The organism is Streptococcus sp. V913 (assembly GCF_054353455.1).
Genome location: NZ_JBTHHX010000003.1, coordinates 42,897 through 67,647 on the forward strand (window position 1 = coordinate 42,897; position 24,751 = coordinate 67,647).

The window sequence follows — 24,751 nt, forward strand, 5'->3', positions numbered from 1 at the left end:
TTCTACCCTTTCTATTCATCTTGGATAGTGATCTGGTAACGAACACCTTCTTGCTCAGCTGACTCTACACTGATTTGGTATCGATTCCCAAAGTAGAGAACAAAGCGTTCGTGTACATTTACTATTCCAATTGATTGCCGCTCTCCACTGTAGCTTGCCTCGTGTTCAAAACTTCGCTGAGTTAATTTTTCTTGCAAGCTAGCTAGTTTCTCAGAGGACATTCCTCGACCATTGTCTTCCACTAGGATTTCAACGCATCCTTGGCCCTTCAAGGCTTTGATACTGATGACATTATCCGTTCTGCGATGGTCAACACCATGGGCAAAGTAGTTTTCTACTAATGGTTGGAGTGTAAATTTTGGAATCCTCATTTCTTCCAATTCTGGTGCAATCTTGAAACCATAGGCAATGGATTTAGGATAACGCACCATGCAGAGATAGCTATATTTTCGGCAGAATTCCAACTCCTGCTTCAGCGTGGTTTCCCGCTCGTCGGAGATATTGTTGCGTAACAAGCTACTAAATTCATAGATAATATCTGCCAGTTCATCCTGGCTTTCCATAACGGCATACATCCGTAAAAACTCCAGAGTATTGTACATAAAGTGAGGATTGATTTGAGCTTGTAGGGCTCGCATATTGGCATCCTTTTGACTGAGCTCTAGCTGATAGATATCGTGGATATTTTTTTCTAGGCGATCCAACATATCATTGGTTGTTTCTGCAATGAGAAGCAACTCTTGGTCTTTTTCAGAGGTATCAATTCGAAGCCCTTCTTCTCCTTGAGCAATCACCTCGATCGAATCTACTAGATCTACGACCTGTTTTTGGTAATTTGAGAAAGTCTGTCTAAGAGTCACGTACAAAATGATGATAAAGAGGATACTTAGCCCAATAATAATAGCTGAACTCGTCAAAGTTCCAGTAAGAACAAAATTTTTAGGAACAGCAGCTTGAACCTGATAACCGTGAGAGGTAACACCTACAAACCAGTTCTCCCTCTCGACTGATACCTTCTCCCCAATATGGAACATCTCAGTCTCAAAAGGCGAAGTTACTGTTACAGCCATCGGGATATGACCCCTTGTATTGTCAATAGCTCCATGGAGAACATCTGGCGATAAGGAGATATAGATCACTCCTAAATCCTTGTCAGACACAGGATCGGAAACGGGAATGGCAAAACTGTTGGCTGTCGGCTTAAAATCCTCCGCAGGGACTTTCTCTCCGCTGCGTTTTTCTCTAGTCGAAACATACACTTCCTTATAGTCCTGAAGGACAATAGCCACTCCAGTCACAAAATCATTCCGAACATAGATATTATCAATATTTTCATACAAGGATACAGAAATATAAGGCGAAGTTTTACGCTCTAATTGCCAATAGAAATAGTCTGGGGTGCTAAGACTGAAATACTTGTAAATCCCTTCAATTCGGGCTTGATTTTCAACCAAAGACTGAGCGAGTTGAGTTGACTCTCTGTGATAATATTCCACTTCACTCACTGTCCGAGTGGTCACACGTTCTGCAACCCTTTGGGCCTCTTTCTCACGTGAATCCCAGTCAGCATACGAGAGCATAATCGCAAAACTGGCAATGATCACAATCATAACCAAACTATAAATCCGTAAAAGAGAGTGAAGCCAAAACTGCTTCATTCTATTTTGTCGCCAATTTTTCATGGATACTTTCATAAATAGGTTCCAACATATCACTGATAAAGAAATGCCACATTCCAATTCCTACAAAAAAGAGCAAGGCAGGCATATAATAACCAACTCCTACAAGGAGAGCTGACCCGAGTAAAACCTTGGCAATCGCAGGCAAGCTCATGAAAATCCCGATAAGGGACAGTTTCAAGGTATTTCGGTAGGATAAATCAAAGTACACCTGAAGTTTCAAGGAAACAGTGTAGGCTAGAAAGACAAGAGCAACTACAAGGACATTGAGAAAGGTCGCCAAGAGGTGGAAAATCGTCTGATGGGGCAATTGAACTAGAAGATACAAACCATAAACTAGAACAAGATCCACAAACACAAAACTATAGAAAGCCAGATTGCTCTTGACAAAATTGCTCTTATACAATTCCCAAGCTTCCTTCAAATGGTATGCTCGATAGGTATAACCATGCTCCGCATACAAACTCATAAGGGTGGCACTAGCTGGTGCCAAACCAAAGACCACTCCTCCTGCTAGTGTTAATAGCCAGAAATAAGCCGTCGCAATCATTCCCAAAAAGATACGATTAAAGACGAATTCTAGAAATTTTCCCATGCCACTCTCCTTAAACTAACGATGTAACTATTATATCATATTTCAAACGTTTTCAAAAATATAGAACTCCCATTTACAATCCTTAAAAAGCGTGATACAATGGGTTTTGTTAATTCGCATCAAGGAGATTCTCATGAAGAAAAATATCTTAACCACCCTCTTAGCCGCCGTCCTCTACTTCCTCTGTGTGGGGATTGGAGTCTTCCTAGGACATCTGGTCGACCAAACAGGCAATATGTTCTACGCGCCTGCCTTTTCTGCCCTTGTCGGTGGCAGTGTCTACATGCTTCTTTTGACGAAGGTCCCTCGTTTTGGCGCTATCACCACTCTAGGCCTTTTTATGGCACTTTTTTTCCTAGCTAGCAAGCATGGCGCTGGTGCCTTTCTCCCAGGAGTCGCCTGTGGTCTTGCAGCAGATGCCATCGCTCGTCTCGGAAACTACAAAGACCGAATCAAAAACATCCTCTCCTTCCTTGTCTTTGCTTTTAGCACAAGTGGTCCTATCTTCCTCATGTGGGTCAACCCCCAATCTTACGTGTCCACCTTACTCGCGCGTGGAAAATCCCAGGAATACATCGACCGTATCATGGTCGCTCCAGAGTTGGACAAAATCCTTCTCTTTGTTTCAAGCATCCTCCTAGGTGCCTTGATGGGGGCTGTGATGGGGCAATTTCTAAGTCAAAAAATCACCGATAAAATGTAACGTAAAAGCCCTGAAGACTAGCAATGCCTAGTTCCAGGGCCTTTTTGTATACAATCTTAGAATTCACTATAGATAAATTCTTGAATATTCGAAAAATCGGTCACAAAACAGTAAATCACGATGCTTAAGATAACCGTATAGAAAAATAGTGTCCACAAGATTAAACGCTGTGTGTTAGTTAGCTTGGTTTGCAAATTTGTAAAGTTCTTTTTCAACTTCCATCCATCCTTTCACTCCAACGTGCATCACGTCAAATAAAAAGTAATCATCATACTCTCTGTTTCCATAGTTTAGTACCGTTGCACCATGGCTTTTTGCGACATCTTCTATTTTTTTATAAGTTTTTTCTCGCATTTCTCTTGAGACACCAGTGTAGTCGTTCCATTTCCCGTTTACTGGGAAAATAATAACCTCAACTTCAATGCCCAATTCCTTAGCAACTGTCAAGAAAAGTTCCATATCTGAATACTCTGGTGACTCTAGGTAACTCAAATCTTTATTAGAATCTTTCAGTGATGCATAGCGGTCTTTTAAGTAAGTATTGTAGTAGTTATTATCAACAGCATAGTCATTATTGTCTGTTTTCTTTTTGACCTCTTCCACAAACTGATCCGTCATCTTCTGCCAATCATAGTCTGGGGTTTTGTCTCCTAGTGAAGGATAATCTGATTTGGCATGTTTTTGATAAAAAGTCTGTTTGAGCTTAAAGGAATACATCGCCTTATCGAACTCTAATAGTTTTTTATCAACAATGGTTCCTTTTCCATCTATGAAATAACTTTTATATTTTTTGTAGATGTCGTTTTGTTGCTTGTTTCCTTTGGTAATCTCGATAATGCGATTGATTAGTTTTTCTTTCGTTTCCTTACTAATCTTGTCATTATCTAGCATGTGGAAAATATGTTCCTGAGAAGCCTTGTTCAAAAAGGCATCTTGATGGGTCCCATCTTTTTCAAACCACTGAACCGACTCTACTATAGCCACTTTTCGCTTACTCATAGATCCTTCAATAGAGGCTAAAGTAGAAGCCTGAATGATGTTTTGAGAATAACTAGTCCCAATCTGCATGATATTAAAATCGTTGTAGTTAAAAATTTTATTTGGATGATAGTCTTCATTTATCGTCGCAACCAACTCTGAAGAACCCATTAGAACCAGTGTATTGGGGGTGATATTACTTGTTAGAATATCTCTACTTTTATACTTTTCATACGAGGTGCTATAACGAATACTGTTATCCTTGACTTTATAATAATCATCAATCTTCTTGACATACGTCACATTTAAAAGGGCAAGCGTCGCAATTACGAGCACAAGCGATAGTAAAAATGCTTTTAATTTAATCATCTCGTTTTATCCTATCCCTTCGATCTAGCCGATTTCTTTTCAATCTCTTATCTCTTTAAAATCGTAAGCAAGATTTTATAGGGTTCACCTGAAAAGATAAAGAAACCAATCATAACCAAATTCATGGTCACAAACCAACTTAGTAGCTTATACCAGTTTTTGTTTTTATTTTTCTTATAAAAATTGCTTTTCTTTTGATACACTTCAAATCCAGCCATCAAGACACCATGGTAAAAACCATAGACAATGTAACTAACACTAAGACCATGCCAAAAACCCATGACCAACATATTGACCATATAGGCATAGGTTGCATTGTGTAGTCTATTTTTAAACCATTTTTTCCTGATAACCTGCATCAATACTCTTGAAAATACAAAATCTCTCAACCAAGTCGACAAGGTGATATGCCATCTGGTCCAGAAATCCTTGATATCAACACTCAAGAAAGGTTTGTTAAAGTTCATCGGTGTCTGAATACCTAGAATGTTACTACTTCCAACGGCCATTAGACTATAGCCTGCGAAGTCAAAGAACAGATACAAGGTATAGAGGTACATATACTTGATTGAGTAAACGACTGTGCCAGTATTATTTAGAGCGAGTAACATCTGGTAAACATAGGTTGATAAAACAACCTTATAAAGAAGGCCTAGAACGATACGATACACACCGTCCCCTGCTAACTCTAGATACTCTTTTCGGGGCATGACCTCGTTTATCTCTTTTAAAAATCTCCTACTCCGATCAATCGGACCAGCACTAACTGTTGGAAAAAAGAGCAAAAACTGTAGATAATCTTTTACACTGATTTTTTCTTTGATCAAGCCATCCGATATCTCTAGCATGATCTGAATGGTCTTAAAGGACATGTAAGAAATTCCAATAAAGGCCAACAAATGCAGAGAAGTCAGGGCAAAGACTTTATTGATTACCAAAGGAAGAATGGAAAGGAAAACCAGTGGTTTCAGCCGCTTTACCTCTATCCTCTGTGCTAGAAAAACCAGAAAATACTGGTAAACGACAAAGGCGAGCAAATATACCATCATCGCTCGACTCTTACCATAGATAGCTCCTGCAAATAAGAGGGAGAGCGTCAAAATATAGTAGTCCTTACGTTTTTCAAAAAAGTTTACCACAAAACCAATCAGTAAAACTACAAACAAGAGAAGGAAGAAATCATTCCCCTCGAAATAATTCATACCAGCCAAACTCCTTTACATTATCATCCCTTCGACAGCAAACTTTCTGATTTGCTAATTGAGGGACCTTTCTTTATTATAGCATATTTCTAAAAAGAAGCTTTACTCTTCTTGCATTTCGGTGAGAAAACAAAAAGGAGTCCCGTTGGGCTCCTTCCATTATTTATGACTTAGTTTCTTGGTCAAGAAATCTCCCAAGAACTGGATTGTAAAGATAATCAAGATGATAATGATAGTCGCCAAGATGGTCACATCGTGATTATAGCGATTGAATCCATAGGCAATGGCTACGTTACCAATACCACCAGCTCCAACCGCACCCGCCATAGCTGTTTCCCCAACAAGGGAAATCAAGGTCACAGTCGTCACACGAATCAAATCTGGCAGACCTTCGGATAGGTAAACACCCACGATGTCCCAGAATGTCGCTCCACTAGCCTGCGCCGCCTCAATGACACCACCATCTAGCTCAGCCAAGACCACCTGCACCTGACGGGCAAAGAAGGCAAAGACCGCAAAAGAAAGTGGGACAAGGGCTGCATTTGGCCCGATACTCGTCTTCACAATCAAGTGAGAAAGTGGTGACATGATTGCCAAGAGGATGATGAAAGGAACCGCACGGAAAATGGAGGTGATCTTGTCTAAAATCCAAAAGATAACCTTATTTTCCAAGACACCGCCTGGTGCTGTCAAGACGAGGAAAAGACCTGCCACCAGCCCCAAGAACCCTCCGATGATGAAGGAAAGAACTGTCATATAAAGGGTTAGGTAGATGGCTGTTCCCCAGCCTGCTTGACCAGCCCAGCCCATTTTATAGACATTTGGTAAATAGGTTTGAATCAATGATTCCATCTTACTGTCCTCCCTTCAATACTTTTAGCTGTACGCCTGCTTGACGAATAGCTTCTTGAGCACCTGCTAGCGCTACTTTTTCACCTGACAAGACCACAACCAATTCTCCAACAGGAGTGCCATCGAGAATTTCGATATTTCCATAAAGGATGTTAGCCGTTACTTGGTAACGCTTGTACAATTCATTCAAAAGTGGCTCGTCTGTCGAAGCCCCTGCATACTTGAGCTGCACTAAGATACTGTTCTCAGATAAATGCTCTACGATTTCTTGCTTCTCAATCTTGACCATGGCTTCATCAATACCTGTCGCAGTTGAGATAAAGTCCTGGGTCAAAGGCTGTTTAGGATCTGAGAAGATTTCAAGGACACTGCCCTCTTCAATCAAACGGCCATCCTGCATAACTGCCACACGGTTGGCAATATCTTTGACAATCTGCATTTCATGCGTAATCAAAACAACAGTCAAGCCTAATTTTTGGTTCAAATCTTGCAACAAAGCCAAAATCTGCTTGGTTGTCTTAGGGTCAAGGGCAGACGTTGACTCATCTGAAATCAAAATTTTCGGATCATTTGCCAAGGCACGCGCAATGGCCACACGCTGTTTTTGCCCTCCTGATAGTTGTGAAGGGTAGTTTTCAGCACGATCCGCCAAGCCAACCAAGTCTAACAACTTAGCTACTTTAGCTTTCTTTTCTTCCTTGCTGAGTCCAGAGTGTTTAAGGGCAAAGGCCACATTTTCCTCTGCTGTCTTTTGACTCATCAGGTTGAAATGCTGGAAAATCATCCCAATGTCTTGACGCTTACGACGCAACTGCTCTGCTGTCAAGGTCACCTTGCCATCAAAAATGACGTCGTTATCAATGGTAATTTTCCCAGCAGATGGCTTTTGCAAGAGGTTAATCACCCGTACAAGGGTTGATTTCCCTGCTCCAGAATATCCAACGATTCCGTAGATATCCCCTTCTTGGATGTGAATGGTCACATCCTTGACCGCTGTGATGGTTCTCTTCTTTTGGTGAAAAGTCACATCAATCTGATCTAACTTGATAATATCTCTACTCATAGCTTCTAATCAGCTCCTCTACTAATTCAATATGGGTGTAGTAATCGGCGATTCGCACGTTTTCATCTCCACCATGGTCTCGGCTATTGGCATTTCCTAGACCGAAGGCCACCATTGGTACCTCTAGGGCATCAAAGACCGTATGCATGGGCCCTGTCCCCGCTGTTGTCGGCAAAACTGAAACGCCCTGTGGATAGAATTTCTTGGCCAACTCGATCACATTGAGAATAGCTGGCGCGCTCATATCGCTTCGATAGCTCATCTCTCCCAAGGTATAGTATAATTCTACCTTATCAAAGCCATTTTTGTCTAGCTGTTTCCGAATTTTTTCCAGAACATCATGCGGTTCTAGGCCAGGAACCAAACGAACCTCTAACTTAGCACTGGCTTCTGCTGGCAAAATCGTTTTAACCCCTTGCCCTTGATAACCTGACTGAATCCCTTCGATATTAAGGGCCGGCTCGAAAAAGAACCGTTTTAGAAAGGCTGCACGATCCTCTTGTAAGAGAGGCAATTCCAAGCCATAAATGCGACTAATTTCCTCAGGATTGCGTTGGGCGTAGGTATCTATCAAGGCTAGTTCTCGTTCATTTGGCTCTTGAACATCCTCGTACAAGCCTTCTACTAAGATACGGCCATCAGCAGCTCGCAGACTACTTAAGGCCTGGATAAGATACCAAGGTGCTGACTCCACGACACCACCATAACTCGAGTGGATATCCACATCCGCACTTTTTACCTTGGCATCAAAGGTTACAATTCCCTTGTTTCCGCCAGAGATTTCAAGCTGTTCCAAGGCGTTCTTGGTCCCTTGTTCCCAGACTAGCAAGTCCGCCCCACGAAGTTTGTCTGCATGTTTCTCTAAATACTTATCTAGATCCATAGAAGCGGATTCCTCCGCTCCTTCCATGATAAAACTGATATTGACAGGCAGGTCATCATGATGCTGCATATATTTTCTCAAAGCACTCAAACGAGCTGTGATATGACCCTTATCATCATCAACCCCACGCCCATACATGAAACCATTGCGGACCGAAAGCGTAAAGGAATCCTCTGTCCAGACCTGATCCCCATCCGCTGGCACGGTATCATAGTGGTTATAGAAAATCAAGGTCTTGGCATCCGGACGCGAACTCTTGAAATGCGCCATGACAAAGGGAGCCGTATAAGTCTCATCAATCTCCACTTCAGCCCCTACACGCTTGAAAATCTCACCCAGATAGTTGGCAACTTCCTTCAGTCCAACCTGCTGGGCAAAGACTGATTTCTTAGAAATCAAGGTACGCAAAACCTCAAAATAATGCTGGGCTACATGATCCCTTTCAAATTTTTCAATCTGTTCTTGTTCGCTAGGAAAAACCATATTCTCTCTACCTTTCTATGAACCTATAGTCTTCTTTACAATTCATGCTCTATACAAAAGCAAGAGGTGGAAACTCTCTCCCACCTCCCTGTGTCTTATTACCAAACTGGTTGGTCCAAACCGTCTGATGTCTCTTCGATAACTTTTTTCACTTCATCAGTGTGGTAAGCTGCGATAATTTTCTTGATGGCATCAGCCTTAGGTGATGATTCCCAATCTTTTTTCGCAACGATGATGTTGTACCATTGTTCTGAGTTTTCATCAGCTTGCTCTTTGAAGAGTGCTTTCTTGTAGTCCAATTTTGCTTCTGTAACGAAGGTATTGTTTACAACAGCAGCATCAACTGATGACAATGAACGAGCTGTTTGGCTAGCGTCCAATTCAGTAATCTTCAAGTTCTTTGGATTTTCTGTGATGTTAGCAACTGTTGCAAGAGCAGTTCCAGAAACATCCAATTTGATCAAACCAGCTGATTGAAGCAAGTAAAGCGCACGGCTTTCGTTTGTTGCATCGTTTGGTACAGCGATTTCACCCTTATCTGGGATTTCTTCCACTTTGGTGTACTTGTTTTCTTCACCATTTTTACCTGAGTAAAGACGGATTGGTGAGATGTACGTATCTGCAATCGCTGTAAGGTCTTTCCCGTTTTCTTTGTTCCAGTTGTTCAAGAAGTTGTAGTGTTGGAAAGCGTTCAAGTCTACTTCACCATCAGCAGTTGCCTTGTTTGGTTGTGAGTAATCTGTAAACTCTGTGAATTCCAATTTAATGCCGTCTTTTTCAACTAATTCTTGGACTTTGTCCCAACGTGCTTCTTCTGAGCCACTACGGTTAACAGTCGCAATTTTAACTGTAGTTGTATTGTCTGCTTTCTTGTCTGAATTTCCGCAAGCTGCAAGTGTAAGGCCTGCTACTGTAGCAATAGCTGCTACGCCTAACCATTTTTTAATTTTCATGATTCTTTCTCCTTTAAAAATAATACCGTAATAGTATCTCATACTTTATTTGATTTCGCAAATTGTTATTAGATAGGCAGACATATAGTTTGAAACTATAAGTCTAGAAGTTGCAAAATCATCCATTCTCTCGTAGGTGGATGATTTACAAACTTATTTAATATCAGCTTCTGCTGGGAGATAAGTGTCTCCGAAGAACTGTTTAGACAACTTTTCAAGAGTTCCGTCTTTGTAGAGTTCTTGGATACGTTTGTCTACAAATGTTTTCAACTCATCTTGACCTTTAGCAAGAAGTGGGTAAACGTAAGGTTGTTGGTCGCTTGGAAGTTCAATGACTTTCAAGTTGTCCAAACCTTGGTCCTTGATGACTGTTTCAACACCGATTTTATCAAAAATCTTGTAGTCAAACTGGCCATCGCTCAAGCGTCCCATGATTTGTTGGAAGTCCGCTTTAGTATACTTTAGGACAGTTGGATTATCTGAATGTTGTTTGTTGTAGTCTTCTAGCTGTTTAGCAGAAGTTGTCCCTTGAACAACTTCTGTTGATTTTCCACCGATATCATCAAGCGATTTGATGCTAGGGTCATCTTTTTTCACTACAAGAACGTTAGGGTTTTTAGCAGTTGGAGCTGCATAAAGGTATTTTTCAGCACGTTCTTTAGTGTAGCTGATGTTGCTAACAGCCATATTGTAACGGTCAGCATCAAGTCCTGCAAAGACTCCTGACCACTCTGTCTTCTCAAACTTGACATCATACTTGTCAGAGTCTTTAAAGATAGCGCGAACCACTTCAATTTCGTAACCAGTCAATTCGCCATTTTCTTCATAGTTGAATGGTTTTGGTGTAGCATTAGTTGCAACGATAATTTCTTTCTTGCTAGCTGCTTCTCCCTCTTTTTTCGCACCACCTGAGCAAGCTGCTAACACACCTACAGCCACAAGTCCTAGAGCAGCAAGAGATGAGTATTTAACGATTTTTTTCATGTCATTTCCTCCAAAATAGAATACTTTACTATCTTAACAGAAAATATTTTTTTTTGCCATTATATGATATCTATCTCGGTGATAGGTTTTTTTTATGGCTGATTTAAAAGACCAGACGCAAGACTGCAATCAAGACTACCCCAAAAAGAACCGTACCTACTAGATTGCGGTAGCGAAAGGCTACCCAAGCCGTTGGAAAGACTGCTAAAAAGTCCAGCCATTTGATTTGAGGGAGACTGCCAACTTTGCCAGTCACTACGCTTGAAAGGATCAAGGCAAAGATAATGGAAACAGGCAAAAACTTCAAAAACCGCTCGACGATAGCTGGCAAGCCCTTGTACTTAACCAAGATGAAGGGAATCATACGGGGAATCCAAGTCACTAGGCCTGAAAAGATAACGGCTAACAAAAGATATTTACTGACCATCTAAGACCACCCCCATGGTACAACCTAGCAAGGTCGCAAACAAAACAGCTAGCGACTGAGACACTACTGTCAAGAGCAAAAAGAAGGACACCGCAACAACGGCTAGGATTAGTAGCAGATTCCGTACAGGAACCCGTCTTTGCATAATCTGAAATTGTGAAGTAAAAATCCCGATAAACATCCCAACAAGGGCAAAGTCCAAGCCAAAGACTTCAGGATTTGGAAGAAGGCCACCTAAAGCCGTCCCCGCCACTGTCCCAATAAACCAGGCTACATAACTATTGAGATTGTTCCCGTGCATCCACATAGGATGGACTTTATCTGTATGGGCTAATTCTCCCATCAAAACGCCATAGGTCTCATCTGTCAGGAGACTAGACATGCCGATATTTTGCCAGAGACTAGTATGACGGAAATAGGTCGATGCATGCAAGCTCAGCAAAAAGAGTCGCAAGTTGATCAAAAAGACCGTCATAGCAATAGCTGCCACAGGCGCTTGTACCGCAATCAGTGCCAACATGGCAAACTGGGCGCTCCCGGCATAAACAAAGAGGCTCATCAAGCCCATCTCAACAGGTGTCACATAGGGCGCACCGATAATCCCACAAGCCAGACCGATACTAACATAGCCGAGGGCAGTCGGCATGGCCGCATGTACACCTTCCCAAAATCCTTTTTCTTTCATCCTTCTCCTCATATTTTCTCCAGTTGAGGCTGTTCATCATCACAGCCACAGCACGGACTATTATAACATATTCAAAGAAGAGAAAAAAGTCTGCTGATTTTGGCCGTCATAAAAAGACTGGCGATCCAGTCTCAAACACCTATTATACAAATTCTCCTCTAAATGCTCTCATGGATATTCAAGAGCATGACAAATGCGGTTAGGAGTAATAGCAATAGAATAAAGCTGACCGCTAGGGTTCCAAAACTTGTAGCAATCGTTACGAAAACAATTGTGAATAGACTTGGTAAAACAACCGTAATAGCACCAATAGAGGATTGAACCGCTCCCATTGATTCCTCAGGTATTTGTTTAAAGACGAGTTCTTGCAATCTAGGAGAGAGTATACCTGCGATGAAGGCATCCAAGGAGCTGAAAAGCAGAATCAAACCAAAATGAACTGTGGCAAATCCTACTAGAAGGAGTAACTGGATGACGACCGAAGCGTATAGAGCTGTTTTTATAGAAATCGTATTTTTCAGATAGCCACTTACAAGGCTTCCGACAATAAGTGCTAACAATTCTAGTGTTGATAACAAAGCGAGTGATTGACCAGTTTGTAAATCCAAAAACGGTTGGTTTCTTAAAAAAAGAGTTGAAATAGGAACAGTAACATTAATCACCGCTTGGCTGATAGAGACGATAAATAAAATGAAGATCACTCTATCCATATTCCAGATCAATTTTGATGATTGGAACAAATGCTGGCAAAACGATTTTATAGAAAGACCTTCTTGATAGCTAATTGTTTTTTCAACTTTCAAAAGATCATTTTTTATGAGAAGAATACCTACAAATGCTATCAGAAACGTCAGAGCGTTTAGCAAGGAAATGAACTGAATGGAAAGAATTCCTAGCAAAATCCCTCCTAGAATATTACTGATTGTCCGAACTAAACTAACTGTTGATTGTTTAAAGCCAATGGCTTCTGTCAGATGTTCTTTCCCAATGATTCTTATAAAAATAGGAGTTAGCATGGCTCCTGAAAAGTAACTCAATGTATCCGACAAGAGGTTCATCAAACAAATAAAGAATACAAGCCATAAGGAAAAGGACTGCCCTGAAAGCGAAAGTGCCACTATAGAATAAAGTACAAATTTGACAAAACTAATAACCGTATACTTTAAAACACGATGATGTTGAAAGTCAGCCAAAACTCCCATAAAGATTTGCAGAATTTGAGGAACAGTCTCTGAAATCGTAATGAGTAAAATTGCCAAGGGGGCAAACGAAGCATCTGCCACATAATTCAAAAAAGCAAGATAAAAAATCGTATCCCCAACCGTTGAGATCCACTGGTTGATGGTTAATTGCCTAAAATCTCTATTTTGAATAAATACTTTCATCGCAACTCCTTTTTGAGTTCAAATGGGAAGCTTCCCCCAAGAATAGACCAAACTTACTGAGCACCTAAAATTACAGCAACGGTAAAATTTGACCAATGGCATTGTAGACTATATGCAGTCCAATAGGCCAATAAATTGACTTTGTTGCTCTAAATAAGACTGCAAATATGAGGCCACCACCCATATATGAGAAAAAGTCTGTCAAGACCCAACCATGATTACTAATATGCAATATCCCGAATAAAACAGCAGAACCAAGCACATCCAGTCCCCATTTCTTACCTTTTTCCAGAGCAGTCATCACCAATCCACGATAAATCATTTCTTCAAAAATGGGACCTGCAATTACAGGATAGAAAAAATACATCAAAAATGCCGTAGCTCCTTTAAAATTTGGAGCAGCAAGTTGATAAGAAATTTCATTTCGGGTAGGTGGGAAAAGAAAAAAGGTGACGAAATTCCAAACAACAAAAGCAAGCAGAGCTAAAAAGGAATAGAAAAGATAGGATCCTTTAAACTTTCTACTGTTGATTTCCTGCCATTTACCTGACCGAATCATAACAATAATAGCAAGCAGAACCACAAGAAAATTCAACATCATATCCGACAAATAATAGGCAAAGTCAGATAGACCAGCAGCAAGGTCACTGTGTAAAACCAGACGAATGAAGAACTGGTCAGCAATGACAAGTAAAACGGCTATAATAAAGTAGTGGTGTGAAATTATCTTTTTCATATTTCACTTTTCTAAAACCCAAACACCAATAAGCTGACGATAATTAAAAAGCTATTCCACAAGATGTGGAGTGCCATTGACCAATAAATTGAACGTGTATAACGAAAGAGCATACAGAGTAGCAGACCTGCTCCTGCATAAATGATGAAGTCTGTTATCACCCATCCATATTGCAAAACATGGATAAGACTAAAGAGTGTGGAAGAAATGATGACGTCAATAAAGTATTTTTTAAATTTAGATAGGGCTGTCATCAGAAGCCCACGAAAGACCAATTCTTCAACTATCGGAGCAATGAGACTACCATAGAAAATACGCGTTATAAAGTAACTAAATCCTGTCAAATTAGTCGCCACTTCTCGTATAGTATTCCCATTTTGCGTGCTTGGAAAGATCCGAGTTGTTATATTCACCCACAAAAACATCAGTATAAAAGAAAGAAATAAAACACCGATATAAGACCAACGGAACTGGAAACGACCGTACTCTTTCCAACGTTGACTCTTGACAAGAACCACAGTAGCAGCAATTCCCTCAATTACTATCAATAAAATTTGAATCCCATAAAATCCAAAATCGGATAATTGGTTCACCGAGTCTAATTTTGCTACAAGATTAAAAATCGAGTAATAAGACACGAGCACCAAAATTGTCCCTAAATAAAATTTCGTTTCTTTCCTTTTCATAGTTGATCCTTTTAAGTTTTATTTGCGCCTTCTTTCAGCCAAACCTGCCCAGAGTCCTTTCGTCCAATCAAAAGCTCTAGCACGAGGAATCGGCCTTATATTTCTAAAAAGACTCTAAAATAACAAGGGGAGAATTTGACCAATGCCATTGTAGACTATGTGCAGTCCAATAGGCCAATAAATGGACTTTGTCACTCTAAATAAGACTGCAAATATGAGACCACCACCCATATATGAGAAAAAGTCTGTCAAAACCCAACCATGATTACTAATGTGCAAGATTCCAAACAAAGCAGCCGAACCGAGCACATCCAGTCCCCATTTCTTCCCTTTTTCCAGAGCGGTCATCACCAACCCACGATAAATTATCTCTTCAAAAATGGGACCTGCAATTACAGGATAGAAAAAATACATTAAAAATGCCGTAGCTCCTGTAAAAGTAGGAGCAGCATGTTGATAAGAAATTTCATTTCGAGTAGGTGGGAAAAGAAAAAAGGTAACGAAATTCCAAATAACAAAAGCAAGCAGAGCTAAAAATGAATAGACAAGATAGGATCCTTTAAACTTTCTACTGTTGATTTTTTGCCATTTTCCCGACCAAATCATAGCAATAAGAGCAAATAAAACCACAAGAAAATTCAACATCATATCCGACAGATAATAGGTAAAGTCAGATAGACCAGTAACAAGGTTGCTGCGTAAAACTAGACCACTGAACTTCTGGTCAGCAATAACTAGTAGAAAAGCCATAATAAAGTAGTGACGTGAGATTATCTTTTTCATTCTATTTTCTCCTATACTATGAAATAAAGACAGCCCCTACCCAAGAAAAGGCAAGGGCTTTGGATATTAATAACGTCGGCGGTCATAATCAGAGTCAGGTTTATCGTTAAAATATTTCTGCCAGAAATTAGTGATTGACCAAGGTGTCCCGAAACCTCCCCAGCCTCCACCGCCTGGGATAACAGCAGCATACACAAGGTCTCCTCCGTAAACCGCCTCTAACTCCATTTCTGTTAACTCCATTGTTTCTGCAAATTGTAAATTCAACATATTTACACTCCTTCAACTATTTTTATTTGTAAACCACTTCTGCGACCTAGGATTTGCTTCAAATGTCTTACAAGGACAGTATAACACGAAAATTGTCTTATTTTAGAAAATCGCATATTTGATATTTTTTCTTATAGAAATTTCACATTTGCGATTTTTATAGAATTGACTCTTTCACTGATATAATATGGTTACTATTAGATAGGAGGACACAAAATGAAGAAACAAGTCTTAACATTATCGACAATCATTGCTGAGATTATTATCATTTTCCCATTTCTAACTAATCGATAACTTCTTTGTATTGCTGTAAGCGTAGTTCAAAAAGAGCTGTTAATTGTGGATTTTCTAATATTTGCAGAGATTGGATAAAGTGTTCAATCTCTTTTTGATTGCTTCCCTTGGTTTGAAGGAAAATGCTCATCTTCTTTAAAAATTGCCACAGTAATTTCTCAAAAACATCGTATGGTCGGAGCATACTCTCCAACTCAGCTTCAAAGATTGGGATGTAGGAGAAAAGTTTGCGCTCCATGAGCTCTGAGATGATATTGAGATAGCCACCTTTCAAATACAATCGATTGTGCACTAACTCTTTAAATTCCTTGGATTTTTCAAGCAAAGAGGTAGATAAAAAGATTAGATCTTGATTGCTCAAGAAAGGCATGGTATTGCAAAAGATATAGAGTTCAAACCAGGTCCAAGACTCGATAGCATAGAGATAAGTGGTTAAAAACTCACTATCCTCCTCTGCTAGTGGGTAGCTTTTATCCAGTGAATGGATAGCATCTTTAATCACGATGGCATTCAAGCGACGATAGGTCTGTGCCATCTGTTCCTGCTTGACTTCCTCTAATAGTTGCTCTAAGCCTGCTATATCTTGATGGGCAAAGCGATCTACAACCTTTCTACCAAATCGCATATGTGGTGATTCCTGGTAATTATTAAGCTTGTGTCCAAACTCATCGAATGTCACATTTATCCCTTGGATAGCTAGAATCAGTTTATCCGCAGACAGCATAGACTGTCCCAGTTCAAACTTGGACAACTGAGAGGCTGTTAGTCCAGCACAAGCCACATCTGACTGCTTAAGCTTCCTAGCCAAGCGCAATTCCTTGTAAAATTCTCCCAATTCCATTCTCTCAATCATCTCACTACCTCCTATCTTTATATATTATATCATTATTTTTATATTTTTATCAAAATTTTCTGACATTTCGGTGAGCAAAAAAGCCAGCCTTAAGCTGACTCTTTATTCCATAGTATCAAAGGCGAGGCTTGGTTTGGCGTTGAGGTCCAAGCCTGCAAAGTTTTCTTTATTCCACTCGCTGACACTAGCATAGGCAATCATACCTGCATTGTCTCCACAGAGACGCAGGGGTGGAATGATGACCTTGACATCTGTGATTTCGGCTGCTAGGCGTTCTCTGAGGCCTTTATTGGCGGCTACACCACCTGCCACAACCAGGGTTTTAACAGGGAATTTCTCCAAGGCTTTCTTGGTTTTTGCCATGAGAATATCCATGACTGCTGCTTGGAAGGAAGCACACAAATCCTCTGTAGACAGGCTTTCTCCCTTTTGCTCGGCATTGTGGTGAAGATTGATAAAGGCAGACTTCAAACCAGAGAATGAAAACTCCAGATTATCTTCCTTGATCATAGCACGTGGGAAGTCATAAATATCCTGACCTTGATGGGCCAACTCGTCAATCTCGCGACCTGCTGGATAAGTCAAGCCCATGACACGGCCGACCTTATCATAAGCCTCCCCAACTGCATCGTCTCGTGTCTCCCCAACAATCTTGTAATCACCAGCCTCTGACACATAGACCAACTCGGTGTGTCCACCGCTGACCAAGAGAGCTAGCAAGGGGAACTCCAAAGGCTCCACACTCTGAGCTGCCATGAGGTGCCCAGCCATGTGGTTGACGGGGATAAGTGGCAGACCATGAGCCCAAGCAAAGGCTTTGGCAGCTGACAAACCAACTAGCAGTGCTCCGACCAAGCCTGGTCCATAGGTAACCGCCACAGCTGTTACATCCTCTTCGGTAATTCCTGCTTCTGCCAGTGCTTCCTCGATACAGGCTGTAATAACCTCGACATGGTGACGGCTAGCCACTTCTGGCACTACGCCCCCAAAACGTTTGTGACTCTCAATTTGACTCGCAATGACATTGGACAAGAGCTCATCGTCGTTTTTCAAGACGGCGACACTGGTCTCATCACAGGATGTCTCAAATGCTAAAATATATCTATCCTTCATCTATTTCTCTCTTCATGATAATGGCGTCCTCAACTGGGTCATGATAGTAAGCCTTTCGCTCAGCGATGATCGCCATCTTTTCTTTCTTGTAAAATGCTTGCGCTCGTTGGTTTGACTTTCTGACTTCGAGGAAAATCTCCTTGGCTGTCGGCAATGTTGCAAACAAGGCTGACGCAATCCCCTGACCCTGATAGGCTCCTTTGACAGCGATTTGCAGGACTTCTGCCTCAAAGAGATTCTCCTGCACAGCTAGAAAGCCAATCACTTCTGCCCCATCATAAGCTAGAGCGTACCAAGTCTGGTCTTGGGAAAGGTCTGCTTGGATTTGTTCCAGCGTCCACGGACTGACTGGGTAAACATCTACCATAACAGCATAGATAGCTTGAGCCAAGTCAGGTTGCTGTTGGATTCGTTTGATCTCTATCATAGGCGTTTAATGTAGGACTCGCCAGACTCGGTGTGATTCTTGAGCCAGTTTTCCTCAGCCTCAACTCGTTTGAGGTAATTTGGCACAAAGTCGTGCAAGGAGTCTGCTTCCTTATCCCAGGCCCAAAGAGCTAGATTAGCTGCATTTGGCAAGGTTTCTTGGTAGCTGGCTTGTGGTAGTTGTTCTTGGATTTGTTCCACAAAGGCTCCAACTTCTCCGACAAAGGTTACCTGTTCAGCATCCTTGACCTGCTCTAGCACTTCCGCAAAAGACAAGTGCGCTTCTGGCAAGACTGGTTTGGCATTTTCATAAAATCCTGCGTAAACATTGTTGCGACGTGCATCCATCAGGGGAACAAATAAGCCTTCTTGTTGGCGCGGTACCAGAGCCAAGAGGCTAGACATGCCAACTAACTCAATGTTCAGGGTATGAGCCAAGGTCTTGGCAGTTGCTACCGCGATTCGCAAACCTGTGTAGCTACCTGGTCCTTCAGCTACCACGATTCGGTCCAAATCCTTGGGTGTCCAATCCAAACTTGCCATCAAAAAATCGATGGCTGGCATGAGGGTAATACTGTGATTCTTCTTAATATTAATCGTCGTCTTGGCAAGAACCTGCTTGTCCTCTAAAATAGCGAGAGAAAGAGCCTTGCTGGACGTATCAAAAGCTAATACTTTCATAACACATTCCTATCTTTTTGTCTGTTTACTATTATACTACAAAAGCCAGCGCAAGGGAATTTTCTTTGTTTTGAAACAAAAGGGCCTGCCACTTAGACAAAGAGGATGGCAAAAAAATCAAAAAAGTTCTAGCTTTTTTCTATCTTTTCCGAATATATAAGTGAACAAGAAAAAAGGAGGAAAGTTCAATGACAAATTTTGACGTTCTTGACAATCAATTTTTATCGTTATCTGAAAATGAATTATCAGATATTGATGGTGGTCTCGCTCCCTTAGTTATCTTTGGAGTAGCAGTATCTTGGAAAGCTATTGCAGGCGGGACAGCACTTGTTGGGTCTGGTTTGGCAGCTGGTTATTTTTTAGGAGGTTAGTATGATGAAAGGTTTGGATCAGTATTGTTCAATTTCTAATAAAGAATTGCAAGGAATCAAGGGTGGTTTTGGTGTAGGTGTTGGTATAGCTTTATTTATGGCTGCTTACACTATCGGGAAAGATCTTCGTAAGAAATTTGGATAAGTCATGTTAGATAAAAGACACATTTTTAGAAGGGTAAATTTTATTCTCTTCATCTCTTACAGTTTTCTCAGCATTTTCAATGATTTAAACATAACCAGAATCCCCTTACCAATTGATTTATCTGTTTGCATTATTTTCTTTTTATGTTTCAACTCGATTTTCGATGCGAGAAATCATGATCGTAAGAATTAAGAATATCATCTGAAAATAGAAAAGTCCGCCCCCTCTATCAAGACGGGGTGGATTTTCTGTATGCTTAGATGAATAACTGGAGCTTAAGCATTTAAACCAAAGTAGAAAACGAGCCAGACAACATAGGTTACAAGGAGGAGAAAAATTGAATAGAGTGTCACAAAAGCAAGCTTCCAAAGGAATTTTGTTTTGTGGTGTTCTAGATACGTAAAAATAAGATTTCCTCCATAAACGCAAGCAACGAAGACTATAAACATCAAGAGGCGAACCCCTACTGCAAATTCAAACAAACTAAACATTCTTAATCCTCCTTGTTTAAAAGCTATAGGGAATATTCCCATCCATAAACTTCCCTTTCTCTTTCTATTATAACACCTAAGTACTCTCCGACCAAATCCTTTCTATCTTTTTGCTCCTTCTTCCCCTCACGACTTTCTCATTTCCCGTCTTTTACTAATTTTTCATTTTGTGGTATAATTGAAATAATTGTAACGAATCAAGGTCAATCTAGACACAAAATGGAATGAAATCAAGCAAATCTCTGCTAAAAGTTTGGAATAAGTTGACCTATAAATAGAAAGGAACTATATGATTTACAAAGTTTTTTATCAAGAAACAAAAGAACGTAGCCCACGTCGTGAAACTACACGCGCACTTTACCTAGACATCGATGCCAACTCAGAACTTGAGGGCCGTATCGCTGCTCGCCAACTTGTCGAAGAAAACCGCCCAGAGTACAATATCGAGTATATCGAACTCTTGTCTGACAAATTGCTAGATTACGAAAAAGAAACTGGCGTCTTCGAAATCACGGAGTTCTAATATGGCCCATACTCTTAAACCTGAAGAAGTCGGCGTTTTTGCCATCGGTGGTCTGGGAGAAATCGGGAAAAACACATACGGAATTGAATACCAAGACGAGATTATCATCGTCGATGCTGGGATTAAATTCCCAGAAGATGACTTGCTTGGTATCGACTATGTCATTCCTGATTACTCTTACATCGTGGACAATATCGACCGCGTCAAGGCTGTTTTGATCACACACGGACACGAGGACCACATTGGTGGAATTCCTTTCCTGCTCAAGCAAGCGAATGTCCCTATCTACGCTGGACCACTTGCTCTTGCCTTGATTCGTGGAAAACTTGAAGAGCACGGTCTCTTGCGCAACGCCAAACTTTACGAAATCAACCACAACACTGAGTTGACCTTTAAAAACCTCAAGGCAACTTTCTTTAGAACAACTCACTCTATCCCAGAACCTTTAGGAATTGTCATCCATACACCTCAAGGGAAAATCGTTTGTACAGGTGACTTTAAGTTTGACTTTACACCGGTTGGAGAACCAGCGGACTTACACCGTATGGCAGCTCTTGGCGAAGATGGCGTACTCTGCCTGCTATCTGACTCGACAAATGCAGAAGTGCCAACCTTTACCAACTCTGAAAAAGTCGTTGGCCAGTCCATCATGAAGATCATTCAAGGCATTGAAGGACGTATCATCTTTGCATCCTTTGCCTCAAATATCTTCCGTCTCCAGCAGGCAACAGATGCTGCTGTTAAGACTGGACGCAAGATTGCGGTCTTTGGTCGTTCTATGGAAAAGGCCATTGTCAACGGGATCGAGCTTGGCTACATCAAAGCTCCTAAGGGAACCTTTATCGAGCCAAATGAAATCAAAGACTACCCTGCAGGCGAGGTTCTTATCCTCTGTACAGGTAGTCAAGGTGAGCCGATGGCAGCCCTCTCTCGTATCGCTAACGGAACCCACCGTCAGGTGCAACTCCAACCCGGCGATACTGTTATCTTCTCTTCTAGCCCAATACCCGGAAATACTACTAGCGTCAACAAATTGATTAACATCATCTCAGAAGCTGGTGTCGAAGTTATCCACGGTAAGATTAACAATATCCACACCTCTGGACACGGTGGTCAGCAAGAGCAAAAACTCATGCTCCGCTTGATTAAACCCAAATACTTCATGCCTGTCCATGGTGAATACCGTATGCAAAAAGTCCACGCTGGACTAGCGGTGGATACGGGTGTCGAGAAGGACAATATCTTTATCATGAGCAATGGTGATGTGCTTGCCCTTACTGCTAACTCTGCTCGTATCGCAGGCCACTTCAACGCCCAAGACATCTATGTCGATGGAAATCGTATCGGCGAAATCGGTGCAGCCGTCCTCAAAGATCGTCGTGATTTATCTGAAGACGGTGTCGTACTTGCAGTCGCAACTGTTGATTTCAAATCACAGATGATTCTATCTGGTCCAGACATCCTCAGCCGAGGCTTTGTCTACATGAGAGAGTCTGGCGACTTGATTCGCCAAAGCCAGCGCATCCTCTTCAATGCTATTCGTATCGCACTGAAAAACAAGGACGCCAGCGTGCAATCTGTCAATGGCGCCATTGTCAACGCCATTCGCCCCTTCCTCTATGAAAATACAGAACGTGAACCGATTATCATCCCGATGATCCTCACACCAGATGAAGAATAAATTATAAAACAGCCCCATCTTCGGAGCTGTTTTTCTCTATGCTTTCTTTTCTTGAGTTTTAGAAATACTACGATTTTTACCTTCCAGATACACCATCAAAATAGAAATATCTGCTGGATTTACTCCCGAAATACGGCTGGCTTGGCCGATGGTTTCTGGATTGATGAGTTTGAACTTCTGGCGGGCTTCTGTCGCAATCGAGTCAATATCATCCCAATCAATATTGGCTGGAATGCGTTTTTCTTCCATGCGTTTCATCTTGGCAACCTGATCCATAGCTTTTGAAATATAACCCTCGTACTTGATTTCTGTTTCAATCAATTCGATAATCTTGTCATCCAAGTCCTCAGCAGCTGGCCCGATGAAAGCCACCACATCTTGGTAAGAAACTTCTGGCCGGCGAAGGAATTCCTTGGCTGTCACCGCATCGGTCAATGGCTTGAAGCCCATCTCCTCAACCTTAGCATTGGTTTCCTTGACTGGTTTGAGTTTGATGCTATCTAAACGAGCCATCTCATTGTCAAATTGGTTTTTCTTAATCTCAAAGCGAGTCCAACGTTCATCGTCCACAAGGCCAATCTCGCGCCCCATCTCTGTCAAACGCATATCGGCATTGTCATGACGGAGGATGAGACGGTATTCAGCACGACTGGTCAAGAGACGGTAAGGTTCAACGGTTCCCTTGGTCACCAAATCGTCAATCATCACCCCGATATAGCCGTCACTGCGCTTCAAAATCAACTCAGGCTTGCCTTGGATTTTCAAAGCCGCATTGATACCAGCGATAATCCCTTGGCCAGCAGCTTCTTCGTAACCTGACGTTCCATTTGTCTGACCAGCAGTGAAAAGACCTGAGATTTTCTTGGTTTCCAGAGTTGCACGCAACTGATGAGGCAAGACCATGTCGTACTCAATGGCATAACCAGTTCGCATCATCTCTGCATTTTCCAAACCTTTGATAGAATGAACCAAGTCACGCTGGACATCCTCAGGAAGGCTAGTTGAAAGTCCTTGGACATAAACTTCCTCTGTATTGCGTCCTTCTGGTTCAAGGAAGAGCTGATGACGTTCCTTATCTGCAAAGCGCACAATCTTGTCCTCAATCGACGGACAATAGCGAGGCCCCACTCCCTTAACCACACCTGTAAACATAGGCGCACGGTGGAGATTGTTTTGGATAATCTCATGACTGGTACCATTGGTGTAGGTCAACCAACATGGCACCTGATCCTTGACATAGTCCTCATCACGTGAAGTATAAGAAAAGTGATTTGGCGCTTCATCCCCTGGCTGAATCTCTGTCACATCGTAGTTGATAGAAGAAGCCTTGACACGTGGAGGCGTTCCTGTCTTGAAACGACCGATTTCGAGTCCCAATTTCTTGAGGTTATCAGCTAGGTTAATCGAAGCTAGACTGTGGTTAGGACCTGATGAGTACTTGAGATCTCCGATGATGATTTCCCCACGGAGTGCAGTCCCTGTCGTCACGATAACAGCCTTGGCAGCATACTCTTGATGGGTAGCTGTACGAACACCGACAACCTTGCCATCTTCCACCAAAATCTCATCAATCATGGTTTGACGAAGGGTCAGATTCTCTTGATTTTCAACTGTCTTGCGCATTTCCTTAGAGTAAAGCTCCTTGTCAGCCTGCGCACGAAGGGCGCGAACAGCAGGTCCTTTCCCTGTGTTGAGCATCTTCATCTGGATGTAAGTCTTGTCAATATTCTTGGCCATTTCACCGCCGAGGGCATCGACTTCACGCACAACAATCCCTTTGGCAGAGCCACCGATAGAAGGGTTACAAGGCATGAAAGCCAGCATTTCGATGTTGATGGTTGCAAGCAAGACCTTACAGCCCATACGGCTGGCAGCTAAGGAAGCCTCGACCCCAGCGTGCCCCGCACCGATTACAATAATATCGTATTCTTCCGTAAAATTATAAGTCATTTTCTCTCCTATTCCTCAAGATGAATGTGTCTTAGTTGGCCGTCCCAATCCGGCAGGGCTGTTTTTAAAAAAGCTGGAACGAGCTGGATATTCTGGAGCTGATCCAAATCAATCCACTCACAAGGCTGCGGTTTTTCATCTTCCTGCATAGTCAATGGGGCATCCTCCAGCAAGTCTACCAAATAATGAAACTCGATGTTGTGATAGGAAACACCGTCTTGTTCAAAACGATTTTCAACCACGAAAGCTAGCTGCCCAGCTTGAGCTTTGACACCCAGCTCTTCCCTTACTTCACGGACTACCGCGTCTTCTGTGCTTTCATTGGCTTGGATGGCACCACCAATAGTGTAATACTTGTCCTTGTCTTTGGTAACTAGAAGCTTGCGATTTTGAAGAATCAAGGCTGTCGCCCGAACTCCAAAAACCGTATTTCCCACTTTGGTCCGAAAATCCACTTGAGTCATCTCTTTCCTTTCCTCAAAACGACACAAAAACAGTCAAAACTCC

The 24,751-nt window shown here is 41.7% G+C and carries 28 protein-coding genes; 5 read left to right on the plus strand and 23 right to left on the minus strand.

Annotated features, from left to right (window positions below):
• Positions 1-11 precede the first annotated feature (11 nt).
• Entirely contained in the window at positions 12-1,682 is a 1,671-nt protein-coding gene (locus tag ACXYSL_RS06340) for a sensor histidine kinase (RefSeq protein WP_458624271.1), read from the minus strand.
• Positions 1,660-2,274: a YesL family protein gene (locus ACXYSL_RS06345; protein ID WP_295589131.1), complete on the minus strand. Its 615-nt coding sequence runs from the start codon at positions 2,272-2,274 to the stop codon at positions 1,660-1,662. The genes ACXYSL_RS06340 and ACXYSL_RS06345 overlap by 23 nt, the downstream gene beginning before the upstream one ends.
• Positions 2,275-2,407: 133 nt before the next feature.
• Here ACXYSL_RS06345 and ACXYSL_RS06350 point away from each other — a divergent pair, with 133 nt between their 5' ends.
• On the plus strand, positions 2,408-2,977 hold the full coding sequence (locus ACXYSL_RS06350) for an MptD family putative ECF transporter S component (protein WP_458624272.1): 570 nt from the start codon (positions 2,408-2,410) through the stop codon (positions 2,975-2,977).
• A gap of 174 nt (positions 2,978-3,151) precedes the next feature.
• Here ACXYSL_RS06350 and dltD read toward each other — a convergent pair whose 3' ends face one another.
• From dltD to tsaB, 18 genes are all read right to left on the minus strand, one after another.
• A complete protein-coding gene (dltD, locus tag ACXYSL_RS06355; protein WP_084872389.1) occupies positions 3,152-4,324 on the minus strand; it encodes a D-alanyl-lipoteichoic acid biosynthesis protein DltD in 1,173 nt (390 codons plus the stop codon).
• 47 nt (positions 4,325-4,371) lie between these two features.
• A complete protein-coding gene (dltB, locus tag ACXYSL_RS06360; RefSeq protein ID WP_084939979.1) occupies positions 4,372-5,526 on the minus strand; it encodes a D-alanyl-lipoteichoic acid biosynthesis protein DltB in 1,155 nt (384 codons plus the stop codon).
• Between the two features lie 159 nt (positions 5,527-5,685).
• Positions 5,686-6,378 carry a methionine ABC transporter permease gene (locus ACXYSL_RS06365; protein ID WP_000444640.1) on the minus strand — a complete coding sequence of 231 codons (693 nt, stop codon included), beginning with the start codon at positions 6,376-6,378 and terminating at the stop codon, positions 5,686-5,688.
• 1 nt (position 6,379) lies between these two features.
• Positions 6,380-7,441 carry a methionine ABC transporter ATP-binding protein gene (locus ACXYSL_RS06370; RefSeq protein ID WP_084921149.1) on the minus strand — a complete coding sequence of 354 codons (1,062 nt, stop codon included), beginning with the start codon at positions 7,439-7,441 and terminating at the stop codon, positions 6,380-6,382.
• Positions 7,434-8,807 (minus strand): M20 family metallopeptidase, encoded by a 1,374-nt coding sequence (locus tag ACXYSL_RS06375; protein WP_084939977.1) that lies wholly within the window; start codon positions 8,805-8,807, stop codon positions 7,434-7,436. The genes ACXYSL_RS06370 and ACXYSL_RS06375 overlap by 8 nt, the downstream gene beginning before the upstream one ends.
• 98 nt (positions 8,808-8,905) lie before the next feature.
• Complete coding sequence (locus ACXYSL_RS06380) at positions 8,906-9,760, minus strand: MetQ/NlpA family ABC transporter substrate-binding protein (RefSeq protein ID WP_458624273.1); 855 nt, start codon at positions 9,758-9,760, stop codon at positions 8,906-8,908.
• Between the two features lie 153 nt (positions 9,761-9,913).
• Positions 9,914-10,744 carry an amino acid ABC transporter substrate-binding protein gene (locus ACXYSL_RS06385; protein ID WP_000724973.1) on the minus strand — a complete coding sequence of 277 codons (831 nt, stop codon included), beginning with the start codon at positions 10,742-10,744 and terminating at the stop codon, positions 9,914-9,916.
• Between the two features lie 103 nt (positions 10,745-10,847).
• Positions 10,848-11,171: an AzlD domain-containing protein gene (locus ACXYSL_RS06390; protein WP_000253936.1), complete on the minus strand. Its 324-nt coding sequence runs from the start codon at positions 11,169-11,171 to the stop codon at positions 10,848-10,850.
• A complete protein-coding gene (locus ACXYSL_RS06395) occupies positions 11,161-11,856 on the minus strand; it encodes an AzlC family ABC transporter permease (RefSeq protein ID WP_081730819.1) in 696 nt (231 codons plus the stop codon). The genes ACXYSL_RS06390 and ACXYSL_RS06395 overlap by 11 nt, the downstream gene beginning before the upstream one ends.
• 158 nt (positions 11,857-12,014) lie before the next feature.
• Entirely contained in the window at positions 12,015-13,241 is a 1,227-nt protein-coding gene (locus tag ACXYSL_RS06400; protein WP_458624274.1) for an MFS transporter, read from the minus strand.
• A 70-nt stretch (positions 13,242-13,311) separates the two neighbouring features.
• Positions 13,312-13,977 carry a lysostaphin resistance A-like protein gene (locus tag ACXYSL_RS06405; RefSeq protein WP_458624275.1) on the minus strand — a complete coding sequence of 222 codons (666 nt, stop codon included), beginning with the start codon at positions 13,975-13,977 and terminating at the stop codon, positions 13,312-13,314.
• An 11-nt stretch (positions 13,978-13,988) separates the two neighbouring features.
• Complete coding sequence (locus ACXYSL_RS06410) at positions 13,989-14,663, minus strand: lysostaphin resistance A-like protein (RefSeq protein WP_458624276.1); 675 nt, start codon at positions 14,661-14,663, stop codon at positions 13,989-13,991.
• 114 nt (positions 14,664-14,777) lie between these two features.
• A complete protein-coding gene (locus ACXYSL_RS06415) occupies positions 14,778-15,446 on the minus strand; it encodes a lysostaphin resistance A-like protein (protein WP_458624277.1) in 669 nt (222 codons plus the stop codon).
• A gap of 66 nt (positions 15,447-15,512) precedes the next feature.
• Entirely contained in the window at positions 15,513-15,716 is a 204-nt protein-coding gene (locus ACXYSL_RS06420) for a peptide pheromone VP1 (protein WP_049538072.1), read from the minus strand.
• A 283-nt stretch (positions 15,717-15,999) separates the two neighbouring features.
• Positions 16,000-16,863, minus strand: coding sequence for an XRE/MutR family transcriptional regulator (locus ACXYSL_RS06425; RefSeq protein WP_458624278.1), 864 nt, complete (start codon positions 16,861-16,863; stop codon positions 16,000-16,002).
• A gap of 102 nt (positions 16,864-16,965) precedes the next feature.
• Positions 16,966-17,976: a tRNA (adenosine(37)-N6)-threonylcarbamoyltransferase complex transferase subunit TsaD gene (gene tsaD / locus ACXYSL_RS06430; protein WP_458624279.1), complete on the minus strand. Its 1,011-nt coding sequence runs from the start codon at positions 17,974-17,976 to the stop codon at positions 16,966-16,968.
• Entirely contained in the window at positions 17,966-18,403 is a 438-nt protein-coding gene (gene rimI / locus ACXYSL_RS06435; RefSeq protein WP_458624280.1) for a ribosomal protein S18-alanine N-acetyltransferase, read from the minus strand. The genes tsaD and rimI overlap by 11 nt, the downstream gene beginning before the upstream one ends.
• Entirely contained in the window at positions 18,400-19,083 is a 684-nt protein-coding gene (gene tsaB / locus ACXYSL_RS06440; protein WP_458624281.1) for a tRNA (adenosine(37)-N6)-threonylcarbamoyltransferase complex dimerization subunit type 1 TsaB, read from the minus strand. The genes rimI and tsaB overlap by 4 nt, the downstream gene beginning before the upstream one ends.
• Positions 19,084-19,271: 188 nt before the next feature.
• Between tsaB and cibA the strand changes: the two genes are divergently transcribed.
• Entirely contained in the window at positions 19,272-19,454 is a 183-nt protein-coding gene (cibA, locus tag ACXYSL_RS06445) for a fratricide two-peptide bacteriocin subunit CibA (protein ID WP_000180842.1), read from the plus strand.
• A gap of 1 nt (position 19,455) precedes the next feature.
• Positions 19,456-19,599 (plus strand): hypothetical protein, encoded by a 144-nt coding sequence (locus ACXYSL_RS06450; RefSeq protein WP_049538066.1) that lies wholly within the window; start codon positions 19,456-19,458, stop codon positions 19,597-19,599.
• 275 nt (positions 19,600-19,874) lie between these two features.
• Here the strand turns inward: ACXYSL_RS06450 and ACXYSL_RS06455 are convergent, their stop codons facing one another.
• Positions 19,875-20,090: a hypothetical protein gene (locus ACXYSL_RS06455; RefSeq protein ID WP_458624282.1), complete on the minus strand. Its 216-nt coding sequence runs from the start codon at positions 20,088-20,090 to the stop codon at positions 19,875-19,877.
• A 289-nt stretch (positions 20,091-20,379) separates the two neighbouring features.
• Here ACXYSL_RS06455 and ACXYSL_RS06460 point away from each other — a divergent pair, with 289 nt between their 5' ends.
• A complete protein-coding gene (locus tag ACXYSL_RS06460; protein WP_057488857.1) occupies positions 20,380-20,613 on the plus strand; it encodes a DNA-dependent RNA polymerase subunit epsilon in 234 nt (77 codons plus the stop codon).
• 1 nt (position 20,614) lies between these two features.
• A complete protein-coding gene (gene rnjA, locus ACXYSL_RS06465) occupies positions 20,615-22,294 on the plus strand; it encodes a ribonuclease J1 (protein WP_458624283.1) in 1,680 nt (559 codons plus the stop codon).
• Between the two features lie 36 nt (positions 22,295-22,330).
• Here the strand turns inward: rnjA and mnmG are convergent, their stop codons facing one another.
• Complete coding sequence (gene mnmG, locus ACXYSL_RS06470) at positions 22,331-24,244, minus strand: tRNA uridine-5-carboxymethylaminomethyl(34) synthesis enzyme MnmG (RefSeq protein ID WP_458624284.1); 1,914 nt, start codon at positions 24,242-24,244, stop codon at positions 22,331-22,333.
• An 8-nt stretch (positions 24,245-24,252) separates the two neighbouring features.
• Positions 24,253-24,708 carry an NUDIX hydrolase gene (locus ACXYSL_RS06475; protein WP_458624285.1) on the minus strand — a complete coding sequence of 152 codons (456 nt, stop codon included), beginning with the start codon at positions 24,706-24,708 and terminating at the stop codon, positions 24,253-24,255.
• Between the last annotated feature and the right edge of the window lie 43 nt (positions 24,709-24,751).

Excerpts from the sequence above, each read along its gene's own strand:
- ACXYSL_RS06340 (WP_458624271.1), bottom strand. The coding sequence starts at position 1,682 with ATGAAAAATTGGCGACAAAATAGAATGAAGCAGTTTTGGCTTCACTCT.
- ACXYSL_RS06345 (WP_295589131.1), bottom strand. The coding sequence starts at position 2,274 with ATGGGAAAATTTCTAGAATTCGTCTTTAATCGTATCTTTTTGGGAATG.
- ACXYSL_RS06350 (WP_458624272.1), top strand. The coding sequence starts at position 2,408 with ATGAAGAAAAATATCTTAACCACCCTCTTAGCCGCCGTCCTCTACTTC.
- dltD (WP_084872389.1), bottom strand. The coding sequence starts at position 4,324 with ATGATTAAATTAAAAGCATTTTTACTATCGCTTGTGCTCGTAATTGCG.
- dltB (WP_084939979.1), bottom strand. The coding sequence starts at position 5,526 with ATGAATTATTTCGAGGGGAATGATTTCTTCCTTCTCTTGTTTGTAGTT.
- ACXYSL_RS06365 (WP_000444640.1), bottom strand. The coding sequence starts at position 6,378 with ATGGAATCATTGATTCAAACCTATTTACCAAATGTCTATAAAATGGGC.
- ACXYSL_RS06370 (WP_084921149.1), bottom strand. The coding sequence starts at position 7,441 with ATGAGTAGAGATATTATCAAGTTAGATCAGATTGATGTGACTTTTCAC.
- ACXYSL_RS06375 (WP_084939977.1), bottom strand. The coding sequence starts at position 8,807 with ATGGTTTTTCCTAGCGAACAAGAACAGATTGAAAAATTTGAAAGGGAT.
- ACXYSL_RS06380 (WP_458624273.1), bottom strand. The coding sequence starts at position 9,760 with ATGAAAATTAAAAAATGGTTAGGCGTAGCAGCTATTGCTACAGTAGCA.
- ACXYSL_RS06385 (WP_000724973.1), bottom strand. The coding sequence starts at position 10,744 with ATGAAAAAAATCGTTAAATACTCATCTCTTGCTGCTCTAGGACTTGTG.
- ACXYSL_RS06390 (WP_000253936.1), bottom strand. The coding sequence starts at position 11,171 with ATGGTCAGTAAATATCTTTTGTTAGCCGTTATCTTTTCAGGCCTAGTG.
- ACXYSL_RS06395 (WP_081730819.1), bottom strand. The coding sequence starts at position 11,856 with ATGAAAGAAAAAGGATTTTGGGAAGGTGTACATGCGGCCATGCCGACT.
- ACXYSL_RS06400 (WP_458624274.1), bottom strand. The coding sequence starts at position 13,241 with ATGAAAGTATTTATTCAAAATAGAGATTTTAGGCAATTAACCATCAAC.
- ACXYSL_RS06405 (WP_458624275.1), bottom strand. The coding sequence starts at position 13,977 with ATGAAAAAGATAATTTCACACCACTACTTTATTATAGCCGTTTTACTT.
- ACXYSL_RS06410 (WP_458624276.1), bottom strand. The coding sequence starts at position 14,663 with ATGAAAAGGAAAGAAACGAAATTTTATTTAGGGACAATTTTGGTGCTC.
- ACXYSL_RS06415 (WP_458624277.1), bottom strand. The coding sequence starts at position 15,446 with ATGAAAAAGATAATCTCACGTCACTACTTTATTATGGCTTTTCTACTA.
- ACXYSL_RS06420 (WP_049538072.1), bottom strand. The coding sequence starts at position 15,716 with ATGTTGAATTTACAATTTGCAGAAACAATGGAGTTAACAGAAATGGAG.
- ACXYSL_RS06425 (WP_458624278.1), bottom strand. The coding sequence starts at position 16,863 with ATGATTGAGAGAATGGAATTGGGAGAATTTTACAAGGAATTGCGCTTG.
- tsaD (WP_458624279.1), bottom strand. The coding sequence starts at position 17,976 with ATGAAGGATAGATATATTTTAGCATTTGAGACATCCTGTGATGAGACC.
- rimI (WP_458624280.1), bottom strand. The coding sequence starts at position 18,403 with ATGATAGAGATCAAACGAATCCAACAGCAACCTGACTTGGCTCAAGCT.
- tsaB (WP_458624281.1), bottom strand. The coding sequence starts at position 19,083 with ATGAAAGTATTAGCTTTTGATACGTCCAGCAAGGCTCTTTCTCTCGCT.
- cibA (WP_000180842.1), top strand. The coding sequence starts at position 19,272 with ATGACAAATTTTGACGTTCTTGACAATCAATTTTTATCGTTATCTGAA.
- ACXYSL_RS06450 (WP_049538066.1), top strand. The coding sequence starts at position 19,456 with ATGATGAAAGGTTTGGATCAGTATTGTTCAATTTCTAATAAAGAATTG.
- ACXYSL_RS06455 (WP_458624282.1), bottom strand. The coding sequence starts at position 20,090 with ATGTTTAGTTTGTTTGAATTTGCAGTAGGGGTTCGCCTCTTGATGTTT.
- ACXYSL_RS06460 (WP_057488857.1), top strand. The coding sequence starts at position 20,380 with ATGATTTACAAAGTTTTTTATCAAGAAACAAAAGAACGTAGCCCACGT.
- rnjA (WP_458624283.1), top strand. The coding sequence starts at position 20,615 with ATGGCCCATACTCTTAAACCTGAAGAAGTCGGCGTTTTTGCCATCGGT.
- mnmG (WP_458624284.1), bottom strand. The coding sequence starts at position 24,244 with ATGACTTATAATTTTACGGAAGAATACGATATTATTGTAATCGGTGCG.
- ACXYSL_RS06475 (WP_458624285.1), bottom strand. The coding sequence starts at position 24,708 with ATGACTCAAGTGGATTTTCGGACCAAAGTGGGAAATACGGTTTTTGGA.